This window comes from Dyadobacter luticola, from assembly GCF_005860805.1.
Taxonomy (GTDB): Bacteria; Bacteroidota; Bacteroidia; order Cytophagales; family Spirosomataceae; genus Dyadobacter; species Dyadobacter luticola.
In genome coordinates, this window is sequence record NZ_VCEJ01000004.1 from 1,685,761 (window position 1) to 1,697,786 (window position 12,026).

14 protein-coding genes are annotated in these 12,026 nt (G+C 45.0%); 10 read left to right on the plus strand and 4 right to left on the minus strand.

From position 1 onward, the window contains the following. Positions 1 to 11: 11 nt before the first annotated feature. From FEN17_RS17690 to FEN17_RS17730, 10 genes are all read left to right on the plus strand, one after another. On the plus strand, positions 12 to 1,070 hold the full coding sequence (locus tag FEN17_RS17690; RefSeq protein WP_138366644.1) for a polysaccharide pyruvyl transferase family protein: 1,059 nt from the start codon (positions 12 to 14) through the stop codon (positions 1,068 to 1,070). Beyond that, positions 1,070 to 2,293: a glycosyltransferase family 4 protein gene (locus FEN17_RS17695; protein ID WP_138366645.1), complete on the plus strand. Its 1,224-nt coding sequence runs from the start codon at positions 1,070 to 1,072 to the stop codon at positions 2,291 to 2,293. Before FEN17_RS17690 ends, FEN17_RS17695 begins: the two co-directional genes overlap by 1 nt. A gap of 195 nt (positions 2,294 to 2,488) precedes the next feature. After that, on the plus strand, positions 2,489 to 2,680 hold the full coding sequence (locus tag FEN17_RS17700) for a cold-shock protein (RefSeq protein WP_138366646.1): 192 nt from the start codon (positions 2,489 to 2,491) through the stop codon (positions 2,678 to 2,680). Positions 2,681 to 2,755: 75 nt separating this feature from the next. After that, on the plus strand, positions 2,756 to 3,658 hold the full coding sequence (locus tag FEN17_RS17705; RefSeq protein WP_138366647.1) for a lysophospholipid acyltransferase family protein: 903 nt from the start codon (positions 2,756 to 2,758) through the stop codon (positions 3,656 to 3,658). Positions 3,659 to 3,802: 144 nt separating this feature from the next. Then, positions 3,803 to 4,267 (plus strand): hypothetical protein, encoded by a 465-nt coding sequence (locus FEN17_RS17710; protein ID WP_138366648.1) that lies wholly within the window; start codon positions 3,803 to 3,805, stop codon positions 4,265 to 4,267. A gap of 134 nt (positions 4,268 to 4,401) precedes the next feature. After that, complete coding sequence (gnd, locus tag FEN17_RS17715; RefSeq protein WP_138366649.1) at positions 4,402 to 5,817, plus strand: NADP-dependent phosphogluconate dehydrogenase; 1,416 nt, start codon at positions 4,402 to 4,404, stop codon at positions 5,815 to 5,817. Positions 5,818 to 5,828: 11 nt separating this feature from the next. After that, positions 5,829 to 7,337, plus strand: a complete 1,509-nt coding sequence (gene zwf / locus FEN17_RS17720; RefSeq protein WP_138366650.1) for a glucose-6-phosphate dehydrogenase — start codon at positions 5,829 to 5,831, stop codon at positions 7,335 to 7,337. Then, the gene (gene pgl / locus FEN17_RS17725; RefSeq protein WP_310589766.1) at positions 7,338 to 8,066 is read left to right on the plus strand and encodes a 6-phosphogluconolactonase; all 729 of its coding nucleotides are present in this window, start codon (positions 7,338 to 7,340) and stop codon (positions 8,064 to 8,066) included. Between the two features lie 155 nt (positions 8,067 to 8,221). Continuing rightward, on the plus strand, positions 8,222 to 8,398 hold the full coding sequence (locus FEN17_RS27310; RefSeq protein ID WP_171037940.1) for a hypothetical protein: 177 nt from the start codon (positions 8,222 to 8,224) through the stop codon (positions 8,396 to 8,398). Then, entirely contained in the window at positions 8,395 to 9,228 is an 834-nt protein-coding gene (locus FEN17_RS17730) for an SPFH domain-containing protein (RefSeq protein ID WP_138366651.1), read from the plus strand. The genes FEN17_RS27310 and FEN17_RS17730 overlap by 4 nt, the downstream gene beginning before the upstream one ends. Before the next feature lie 36 nt (positions 9,229 to 9,264). Here FEN17_RS17730 and FEN17_RS17735 read toward each other — a convergent pair whose 3' ends face one another. From FEN17_RS17735 to FEN17_RS17750, 4 genes are read right to left on the minus strand one after another with little or no spacing between them, the layout of a single operon-like run. Then, positions 9,265 to 9,942: a hypothetical protein gene (locus FEN17_RS17735; RefSeq protein WP_138366652.1), complete on the minus strand. Its 678-nt coding sequence runs from the start codon at positions 9,940 to 9,942 to the stop codon at positions 9,265 to 9,267. A gap of 11 nt (positions 9,943 to 9,953) precedes the next feature. Then, complete coding sequence (locus FEN17_RS17740; protein ID WP_138366653.1) at positions 9,954 to 10,334, minus strand: GntR family transcriptional regulator; 381 nt, start codon at positions 10,332 to 10,334, stop codon at positions 9,954 to 9,956. Between the two features lie 10 nt (positions 10,335 to 10,344). Next, a complete protein-coding gene (locus FEN17_RS17745; RefSeq protein WP_138366654.1) occupies positions 10,345 to 11,154 on the minus strand; it encodes a hypothetical protein in 810 nt (269 codons plus the stop codon). A gap of 19 nt (positions 11,155 to 11,173) precedes the next feature. Further along, entirely contained in the window at positions 11,174 to 12,010 is an 837-nt protein-coding gene (locus FEN17_RS17750; RefSeq protein ID WP_138366655.1) for an ABC transporter ATP-binding protein, read from the minus strand. Between the last annotated feature and the right edge of the window lie 16 nt (positions 12,011 to 12,026).

Below are 12,026 nucleotides of genomic sequence, written 5' to 3' on the forward strand. Positions count from 1 at the left end.
AAGTTTTCAAAATGTCATACACGCTAAGAGCTACAAAAAGAGAATACAATAATTGGAAGAAGGCTTTCAATAAAAAGAAAGCGGCTCCGGAAAAGCCGGATTTCAGGCGTATAGGATTAATGGACCCCTCCATTGGTACCAGTAATATGGGGGACTTTATTATTCAGGACGCTGTTAAATCCGTTCTTCGTGAAACATTCCCGGATTCTTTCGTTTCGACGTTTCCGACACAACTGAGCCGAAAAATGGATTCTGTACAACTCATGCAGGATCAGGATGTCATTTTTATTGGTGGGACCAACTTGCTCGCTTCTAATATGGAAGCGCGGTTCCAATGGAAGGTAACTCCAATTGACAGTTATTTTATTCCTAACAAAATGGTGCTTTTTGGGACTGGCTGGTGGCAGTATCAAGACAAGCCAAATGCATATACGCAGAACCTATATTCGGGATTGTTAAGTAAGTCCCTTCTGCATTCAGTCAGAGATTCTTATTCCCGGGATATGCTCAAATCCATTGGTATAGAGAATGTAGTTAATACCAGCTGCCCAACTCTCTGGAATATTAACCCGGCACACTGCAAGAGCATTCAAACTTCGAAAGCAAGTGACGTTATTACGACGCTTACTTTTTACAATAAGGATTTCAAACAGGATGCGGCTATGATCAAAATGCTGCAGCAGAATTATGACCATGTGTATGTTTGGATCCAGGGCTTTGAAGATATGGAGTACCTCCACCAGCTTGCGCCTGACATGAAAAAGATCATTTCGGTGCATCCGGATTTACACTTCTACGATGAAATCTTAAAACGCCACAATGACATTGAGTACGTGGGCACCCGACTGCACGCTGGAATCAGGGCGATTCAGCATGGAAAGCGTACACTAATTGTCGCGGTGGACAACAGGGCGCAGGAAATCGGAAAAGATACCAATTTGAATGTCATCAAAAGAGAGGATCTTGACAGAGCGCTTAATTTTGTTACTAAGCCCTATGTGACTGATATTCAGCTACCTGTTGACGCAATTGCTCTTTGGAAGAATCAATTTAATAAAACGTCTTTTTAGTGAAAGTTCTTTGGTTTACCAATCATCCTTCCTTGTATAAGACCGATTCACACAGTTACAATGGATATGGATGGATCTCGTCGCTTGAAAACCTAATGTCCGGCCAGCCCGAAGTGGAGCTGGCAATTTCCTTCATGGAAACAGAATCGGCGAAGATTAAGAAAGGAAATGTAAGCTACTACCCAATAACTTTAAAGCGATCGATACCTCTAAAACTGCGGCATGCATTTGATCGGGAAGCTTATGACGCGGCCTGGATAGCCGAGTACATGAAAGTGATTGAGGATTTTAAACCCGATATCATTCACGTTTTCGGAACTGAAAAGAGCTTTGGGCTGATTTGCGGCCAAACGACAATACCCACCGTTATCCATATACAGGGAATTCTTAATCCATATCTGAATTCCATGTTTGCTCCCGGTACAACCGCGCTGGACTATTTCAGATATTCCGGAATATTCGAAGGTGCAAAAAGAATGTGGGAGCTACGGACCTTTACTTACAATGCGCGTAGAGAAGCCAGGATTCTCCAAAATTGTCGCTTTTTCATGGGCAGAACGAATTGGGATAGAGAAGTGGTTAGGTTGTATTCGCCTGGTTCAAAATATTTTTATTGCAGTGAAATCCTGCGATCTCCATTCTACGTTGCGCAGGAATGGGCCAAAAAAGCCAATGAGAAGGTGATGTTGATTACGACTATTTCTCATACCGATTACAAAGGCTATGACTTTTTATTAAAGACTGCAAAGCTTTTGAAAGAACTGAAAGTAATCGAGTTTGAATGGAAAGTGTATGGTATCCACCGATTTGAATTTTGGGAAAAGAAACTGGGTATCAGGCCGGAAGATGTGAATGTAAAGATGATGGGCGTAGGATCGGCTGAAAAATTGATCGAAGAGCTTCAAGAGTCAGATATTTTTATTCATCCCTCTTACATCGACAATAGTCCAAATAGTATTTGCGAAGCGCAACTTCTTGGAATGCCAGTGATCTCAACCCATGTAGGCGGAATTTCAAGTTTGATTGAACACGGCCACACAGGCATGCTGATTCCTGCCAATGATACACATATGTTGTCCTACACGATTCAGTATCTTTCCAGAAGCTCGGAGCTAAGCCGTCGACTTGGGCAAAATGCTCGGCAAGTCGCGATGAACCGGCATGACACCGGTGCTATTGTGGAGCAAAATCTGGCAGTTTACAGAGCGCTATCACTGCAATAGTTTGAAAGAAATGAGTTGCGGCTACTGGAAGCATTGGCGGTTTTTCTGTCTGAAAATTTATCAAATAGCATCGCAGTCAGTGGCTTCTTTGTGCAGTTGTAAAGCTTCTATTAAAATAAAATTCTAAATCTTTTCAAATCGCTTTTTATTCTCGGAATTTTATTTTAATTTTATGGAATATTTCAAAATAATGTTATGAATAAAGGTACAGTTAAGTTTTTTAATGAATCCAAAGGATTCGGTTTTATCTCTCCCGAAAATGGTGGAGACGATATTTTTGTACACGTGTCAGGTCTTACTGATGAGATCCGTGAGAACGACAGTGTGTCCTACGAAGTTGAAAACGGCAGAAAGGGGCTAAATGCAGTTAATGTAGCGATCATTTAGTCAATCATACTAAGTTATTGTTTCGAATTCCTCCCAAACAGGGAGGAATTTTTTGTTTTATATGTAGTGTTGCTGATGAAAACTATCCAATCTCCGTCAATTCAAAATCAAGGCACGGCCTTTTTCAAATTCTTATCCCGGATTACCGGCTCGGTCCTTCTCTGGCTTTTTAAAGGCCTCTCATTCTTGATATATTTTGTCCTGCGCTACATTGTTCGCTATCGCAAAGCACTGATCCGTCAGAATCTTTCCAAATCATTTCCTGATAAGTCGGCCAGGGAAATCGACAAACTCATGAAAGTGTACTACCGGCACATGAGCGATCTGTTGATTGAACCATTTCTTTTTTATCTGGCCCCGAAATCGCTCCGCAGGCGTTTGGCATCCTACACTAACCTGGAATTGCTGGACGGTTTTCTCCGGGACAATAAGCAGGTGATCGTATTTGCTTCGCATTATGGTAACTGGGAATATCTGGTAAATCTGCCGGAGGTGACCGATTATCCGGTTTATACAGCCTACTCGCCTATCAAAATCGCCTGGGTTAACCGCCTGATGATCGGGTTGCGCTCCTTTTTTGGCGTGACGCTGATTGCCAAGCAGGTTTTTTACCGTCAGGCGGTGAGTCTTTTCCGCAAACATTCACTTCCGAAACTTTTGGTAGTGATCGGTGACCAGCGTCCCGGCCCCGGTAATCATAAATTTTATCTTCCTTTTTTAGACCAAAATACAGCGGTTCAGACTGGTGGTGAGCGGATTGCAGCATTATCAGGGGCAACCCTGGTCTACGTCCGGGCGCAGAAAATTGCGCAGTTCAGCTACGAATTTATTTTTACCGAAATGAAAAATGCGGACCGAAATACCCCTATGAATATTACCAGCGCCTACTACCGGTTTTTAGAGGAAAGTATTTTTCATGCGCCTGGTTATTGGCTGTGGTCGCATAACCGCTGGAAAATTGCTTCGCCTGTAAGCTGATTTTTCAGCTTTCTGCTATACTTGTTTACCGATAGATAAACGATTTCGACCTCAGGCTAGACGGAATCTCTCATCATGCCGGCTCCGGCTATTTTAGGCTTCGCTCCGCATTTTGCGGCTGTGCGCAACATTAAAATAGCGGTAATGTCCCGATCAAATAAAAATCCCCGGAAAAGAAGAAGTAATGGCCCACCTGATCCTTTTGACCCGAACCAATTCAGAAAAGTCTTGCAAAACCTGGTTGCAAACCCTTCAACCCTGAATGTGGAGCGCATCCGGTACATTCGCTGGTGGTTTCTGCATTCCGCGATGGTAACATTCTGCATGAGTAAACGCATGCTGGAATTACCCCGTAAGCTTCTGAATCCAAATAAACCCGAGCTTGAAATGATCCTTGGAATGATCATTTCGAGTCATCGTTTATATGAAAACGGAAAGCAGCTCGTCCATGATTACCAAGTTTTGCAGGAAGCTAATATCGCCGTCGCGGAAATTGAAGATTTCAAACAAGCCTACCAAAAGTTGCTGGAATCGATTCATTACCTGGAATCGGTTTACGCTATTTCGCCTGACTTACTGGGGATTAATGATTTTCTAAGGAAGAATTAAAGTGTTAATCGCTGAGCTGACAAACAACTACTACACAAATCACTGAATAATTCAATAAAAGCTCGCCGCGCGGCGTACATCGCTTTGGCAAAAACCCTAATATTGCAGTCTCTTACCAAGACGATTGAAATATCATGTCAAATAACCTATTCGATTTTGGAATGATTGGACTTGGGGTAATGGGCCGAAACCTTTTACTCAACATGGCTGATCACGGCTTCTCTGTTATCGGTTTCGATAAAGACGGAGCGAAAAATGCTGCGCTGGAATCAGCCGCGACGCCGGGCACAACTGTTAAAGGTGTGGGCGAGCTTTCTCAGATGATCCAGTTGCTGCAGCGTCCCCGCAAAGTGATGATGCTTGTCCCGGCTGGTCAGCCTGTGGACGATGTAATCACTTCACTACTACCACTTCTGGAAGAGGGTGACGTAATTATTGACGGTGGAAACTCACATTATACGGATACCCTTCGGAGGGTAAAATATCTGCGCGACAAGAACATTCACTTCATGGGAATCGGTGTTTCGGGTGGAGAAAAAGGCGCGCGCACAGGTCCGAGCATTATGCCGGGTGGTGACAAAACGGCTTATGAACATGTAAGACCGATGCTGGAAGCAATCGCCGCAAAAGCAGAAGATGGTGCTCCTTGCGTAGGTTACCTGGGCAAAGTAGGCGCCGGACATTATGTCAAAATGGTACATAATGGTATCGAATATGCGATTATGCAGCTCATCAGCGAATCGTACGCGATCCTGAAACATGCTGGTTTAGACAATGTGCAGCTTCACGAAGTTTTCAAAACATGGAATGAAGGCAAATTGCAATCATTTCTCGTGGAAATCACTGCCGAAATTTTCCTGCAAAAAGATGACAAAGCCGATGGTTACCTGGTGGATGTGATCTCCGACAAAGCGGGCTCAAAGGGAACCGGAAAATGGACTTCTCAGGATTCGATGGAGTTGCCTGTGGCTGTGCCGGTAATTGATACTGCGGTGGCGATGAGAACATTATCGGGCTACAAAGACGAAAGGGTAGAAGCTTCCAAACTATATAATAAGACTGAGGCAGTCGAGCTGGCTTCGCAGGAACTGATCGATCAGGCTTACGATGCATTGTATTTTGCGACGATTTTGAGCTACGCCCAGGGATTGGCTATGTTGTTCCAGGCGTCGAAAGATCTGAACATGGAAATTCCGCTTCCGGAAGTTGTTAGTGTTTGGCGTGGCGGATGTATCATCCGGTCTTCGTTACTTGAAGTATTCACCAATGCCTATAAGCAAAACCCGGAATTGTCCAATATCTTGCTGAACCAAGAAGTAGCTGAACTCGTTAAATCAGCAGAGGATAAGACACGCTCGCTGGTTGCTTTTGCGGCGAAATCCGGCGTACCGGCTGCGGGTTTAATGTCGACACTGGCTTACTTTGATGCATTCAAATCGGAGCGGATGCCGACGAACCTGATCCAGGCACAGCGCGACTATTTCGGAGCGCATACTTATCAACGTATCGATACCCCCGGTACTTTCCATACAGAGTGGGGCCAACCATAAATCAGAAATTTATGCAAACCAATAAACGTCCACCAGCCTCTGTGATTTTTATCTTCGGAGGCAGCGGGGACCTGAATTACAGAAAGTTAACCCCTGCGCTTTATAATTTATTTTTGGATAACTGGATGCCCGATAAGTTTGCGATAGCAGGCATCGGGAGAAGTCCTTATTCAGACGAAGCTTTTCATGAGCATTTGCTGGACGGTGTTACCAAATTTTCCCGTCGTAAGGGCAAGCAAAACGGTCACTGGACAGAATTCAGCCAGCATGTTTCCTATCTGCAAATGGATGGTGACGATGCTTCGGCTTACCATAAAATCACCGATCTCGTCAAACAAAAAGAAGACGAGTTCGGCGTACATCCCAATGTCATTTTTTACCTCGCAGTAGCGCCGCAGCTGGTACCGTCGATCGCGACGAAACTGGGAGCATTGAAGCTTTGCGCAGAAAAAGGCACCACCCGGATTGTGGTTGAGAAACCATTTGGTCATGACCTGGAAAGTGCACACGACCTGAATATGTTGCTTTCGAGCATGTTTGCGGAAGAGCAGATTTTCAGGATCGATCATTATCTTGGAAAAGAAACAGTACAGAATATTCTTGCATTGCGCTTTGCAAATGCACTTTTTGAGCCGCTCTGGAATCGCAACTACATCGATCACATTCAGATCACCGCTGCTGAAAGTGTAGGCCTGGAAGGTCGCGGAGGATATTTCGAGCATGCGGGTGCATTGCGGGATATGGTTCAAAACCACATTCTGCAAATTCTCTGTATGATCGCGATGGAGCCGCCGGTTTCGTTTGACGCCAACGAGATTCGTAACAAAAAAGTGGACGTTTTGAATGCGATCCGTCGTATTTCAAAAGACCAGGTACGCGACTACGCCGTGCGTGGTCAATATTCTGGCGGCTGGAAAAAAGGGGAGAAGGTAGTAGGTTACCGCGAGGAAGAAGGCGTAGATCCACAATCGAACATCGATACATTTGCTGCTGTAAAATTCTATATCGATAACTGGCGGTGGCAGGGCGTTCCGATTTACGTACGTACCGGAAAATACCTGAACCAGAAAGCGACCCATATTACATTGCAATTCAAGCCGGCGCCACACTATGCGTTTCCGTCTGAATCAGCAGAATCCTGGCGGTCTAACTTATTGACTATCAGTATTCAGCCGAGTATGGATATTAGCATCAGCTTCCAGGCGAAACGTCCGGGGCAGACAATGGAGCTCGATCCTGTGAAGATGACTTTTGATTATGATGAAGTGGCCGGCGACCATGCGCCAGAAGCATACGAGACTTTGCTGCTGGATGTGATGGAAGGAAATGCGACACTTTTCATGCGTAACGATCAGGTGGATGCAGCCTGGAAAGTGATCACACCGATCCTGGAAACCTGGGAAAGCAGGCCTCCGCAGAATTTCCCGAATTATGCGCCGGACTCGTGGGGACCCGATGCAGCAGACGCATTGCTGGCCCGCGACGGACATACCTGGATCAATTTACCACCAGCGCTTTAAATGATGGAACTACACATTGAGAAGGATGCGCACCAGATGAGCGCGAAGCTGGCGGTCTGGATTGCAGAGTATATTCAGGAAGTTCTGGCAAAACAAGATCGGTTTACATTTGTGCTCTCCGGCGGAAATACGCCTAAGATTCTGTTTGCTGAACTGGTAAAATCGCCTTTGAAAGAATCGATCGACTGGGAAAAAGTGCATTTCTTCTGGGGGGACGAGCGGTATGTACCTTACGAGGATTCGCGCAACAATGCGAAAATGTGCTTTGAAGAGCTGCTAAGTAAGGTTCCTGCCAAACCGGAGCACATTCATATCATGCGTACCGACATTTCGCCGGAAGAATCCGCAGCGGAATATGAAGCGATTTTGAAAAGCTACTTTGGCGAATCAGAAACTACCTTTGATTTTGTATTGAATGGTATGGGTGACGACGGACATACATTGTCATTGTTCCCAGGCTTCGCGGTCGTTCACGAAAAAGAAAAATGGGTAACTTCTTTCTGGTTGACCATTCAGGATATGTACCGTATCACATTGACTGCGCCGGTTGTGAATAAAGCGGCTTGCGTGGCATTTATGGCGGTTGGAGAAAATAAAGCGAAGGTTTTGAAAGACGTTCTGGAAGGTGAAACGAACCTGGATCTCTATCCATCACAGATTATTCAGCCCGAAAGTGGCGAGCTGCATTGGTTTGTTGACGATGCTGCGGCTAGTCTTCTAACATTATAATTTAGTTTAAATTTTTCAAAAAATGCGCGTCGGATAACCGATGCGCATTTTTTTTGACCTCACTTTTTCGCGTTCTGTGTTTCAAAGCGACCTTTCAATAAAATCTTGGAGTCCGCTAATAGTGAAAGTCTACTTTTACTAAAAACACAGAAAACATGGCACATATCCTGAAAATCATCCTGGTTATCGTCGCGATAACTTACTCCCTGAAACTGATCAATGCGCAGTCAGATCTGCTTGTTTTTAGCGGATTGGCGATTGTGGGAGCTGCACTTTATTTTATTACTACCGACTTAACTAATCTTTTGGACCAAATAAAATCTAAACTATGAGAAGAAACATTATTACTGGAATTGTTGCTTTTATCATTCTCATCATCGCCCTTACTGCGCAACCTTTCACTTACGAAAACATTGACGCCGGAAATGTCGGTATCAAAATCAATCTATACGGAAGTGACAAAGGTGTAGATAACATTACATTGGTAACCGGCCGGGTTTGGTACAACACTTGGACGACCAAGATCATTGAATTTCCGACGTACACGCAAAGTGTTGATTACGAGCCATTTGTGATCACTACAAAAGATGCGGCTGAATTCAAAGTCGACCCAAAACTAAATTACCACATCAGCCCGGAGAAAGTCCCTCAGATATATCGTCAATACAGAAGACCGCTCGGCGAAATTCAGCAGGGATTTATGAAAAACACAATTTACGACGCCTACCGCATTGTCGCCAACTCATTTACATCTGATAGTGTGATGTCAAATAGGGAAGTTTTCGAAGACCGTGTCCAGAATGTACTTACCAAAACTTTGGGTCGCGATGGTTTTGTATACGACCAACTGACTTCCGCTATTACGCCGCCGCCATCCTTACGCCAAATGATCGATGAGAAAAATACTTCGATCCAGGCAAGGTTAAAAGCCGAGAATATGGCAAAACAAGCTGAGGCAGAGGCGAAGGTAATCATCACCCGCGCGGAAGGTCAGGCCAAGGCAACATTGATCAAAGCCAGGGCGGAAGCAGAAGCTAACCAGCTGCGCCAGAAAACATTAACTCCGCTGCTGATCCAGCAAGAGTGGGTTGCCAAGTGGAACGGTATCCTTCCTACCACCAACGCTGGCGGCAGCACTAGTCTGATGCTGGGTATCAAGTAGGCCGCAGGGCCAAAACTTTTAAAGATGAAGCCTCGGTCATAAGCCGGGGCTTTTTAGCATCGTTCCTGGCAGGCTCACATGCGCCGAGCTGTCCACATTCATTTCGTAGGAGCCGAAAATATTCTTTTCTACGTGTAACGAGCTTTTCGGTCCAACCTTAAAATCAGCTTTTTCAAATGTGTTATTCGGATCCATTTTTCCTACCACATCGGAAGTAAAATCAAGATGCAAATTCTCAATGTGATTGTCAGAAAATTGGACCGCCCCGTCGTGCTGGGTAATTTTCATGGCTTTGCTTTTCCAGCCGTTTACTTTGATAATCGCGTCATCGTTGCTGATTCCCAATATCTCCGGTGCAATTACATAGAAAGTAGGGGTGGCGCCCAGTTCCCATTCTTTCCGCCTGTCATTCACTGCCCAATCCCGCTGATAGGTAATTTTCAACGTATCGCCAATCACCTTCCATCTCATCAATTTTGGATCGGCTATCACCCTGAGCTCGTGGCTTTTACCAGGTTGAATCTGGGTCACACCAAATGTGTTTCCACCCAGTTTGACATAGTGAAAAGGTGGTAAAACTTCTTTTCGATAACTGACGAGCGCGTCGGTTTTGTCCAGTTTATCGTACTCAGCTTTTAAAATCAAGTTCGAGCCAACCGTGACGAGAAGTACTACGGAATATAGTCCGGTCAGGATGAGATTACTAAGTTTCATAATTCCAATATTTATGTGGTTACAGGAAATGTCTCTGAAATGAATTTGATATACCTGGCATTAAACTCTTCCACGCTGATATTCAGCAGATAAAGCGTGCGAAAGACATCCGGCAGCTCGGCTTCGAGGAAGCGCTCTTTGCGGTAGCCCATGATTTTTTCATGAGCACTTTCGTCCCCATAATAGCCGATCCCTCTTTTATTGAAAATGATCTCTTTGTTTTGTAGAAAATCATAAGTCCGCATCACCGTATTTGGATTCACTTCCAATGTTGCTGCCAGGTCGCGAACAGACGGGATGCGCTCTCCGGGAGGCCATTTATTGAGTAAAATCTGCTCGCAGATGTAGTCTGCTATTTGCAGGTAAATCGCCTGTTTATCTTTGAATTCCATAATAATTCTTTTAAATCTCTTTCTCCCGCAGCCGGAAATAAGTTGCCGACCACAAGGCAAAAACAATGATCGCCGGGAAAATCTGAATGAATGTATGCACAGTTTCAGGCAGTTTAACCTGATAAAATTGTGTGGATTTTGGACCAGCAGCAGTACCATCAGGCCAGAACCAGATATCCCAGCCGGTGATCGGAAAGCTGACCAGTTTGGATGGAAAGCCGGTGAGCAAATTCCCGATCCCTAGGTGCAAAAGAGCGATGAACAGGAAACTGGCAATAAATGTCGCCGCGGTTTTCAGGTAAGATGCTTTTGTAAAATAGAGCGAACCAAGAAAAACAAAAGCGTGGATCATGAAATAATATTGAAGTGCATACCTGATGACAGGCTCTGGTAATGCGTTGTATTTGTGCGCGTTGGCCGGAATGTGCGCATTTGCATACTCCACTGACCAATAATGCAGCTTCCAGTAAGCGAAGGCGAAAGGGATCACAAAAATGAGATTGAGTACCAGTGCCGAAAGAAATTTTTCAGTCCGCGAAGCCGGTACCATGATGGCCGCGATGCCCGTGGACGAATCCCCATATTGTGAAAAAGCGCTGATCGAATACAGGCTGCTGCCAAAAAGTATGATCATAAAGAGTGCCAAAATCTGCGCGAGCTCTTTCATGTTGCTATACTCCTTTGAAAATGCAAGCGGCAGCATGAGCATACCCAGTAACGACAGCAGAAGAAGCGCCGTGAAGAAATAGGTTTTCCCTTTCTCAGCCAGTTCGAGTTGCAGGCTTAGCGTGAATCGGTGAATGTTAAATGTCTGGTTCATAGCGATTTAATGATCATGGCTAATAGCTGAATATTTTCTGGATGCGCGCCGGGTTTTCCATGACGGCATTGAATAATTGTTCAAGATCGACGCGGCTTTCTTCCTGCTCCGAATTTTCAAAAACGGCTTTATAACCGCGTAGAGAAGGTTCAGAATAAAGCACGCGGCTGTCGAATTCAACATTGTTCAATGTGCCAAAACACAGCCGCTCGGTTACGACGTCGAGATTGTGTTGCAACAGTATCTTACTGTCTTCCAGGATAATGATGGCGTCAATCAGGTTGTCGAGGTCGCGGACCTGGTGGGTGGAGATCAGTATCAGTCTTTCTTTGTCCAATGCTTTGGAAACCAGCCGCCTGAACTGACTTTTAGAGGGAATGTCGAGACCATTTGTCGGTTCGTCCATGATCAGGACTTTGGTGTTGGTTGCGAGCGCAAATGCGATCAGGAATTTTTTCTTTTGCCCGAAAGACATACCTGTGAGCTTGTTTTTTTGTGGAATGTCCAGCTCGGCAATGTCCCATCTGAACTGCTGTTCATCGAATTTCGGATAAAATGGCGCCAGCATTTTCAGGTACTGCTCAATGGTCACAGAAGGAAGATAAATTTCCTCAGGAATGAAAAATACATCCTGCAAAAATGCTGGCTCACGCTTCGCTGGCTCACGTTCGGCAACCCGGATGCGACCGTCAAGCGGATAAAGCAGCCCCACAATGTTTCGCAGCAAGCTGGATTTTCCAGCACCGTTTTTCCCTAATAGTCCGTAAATGTGCCCGGCTTCGAGGTGTAATGTGAGGTTTTCAAAGAGTTTTTTATGCTTGCTGTACCCAAAAGATACCTGGTCAAGTTGAACCATGATGCACGAGGTTTAG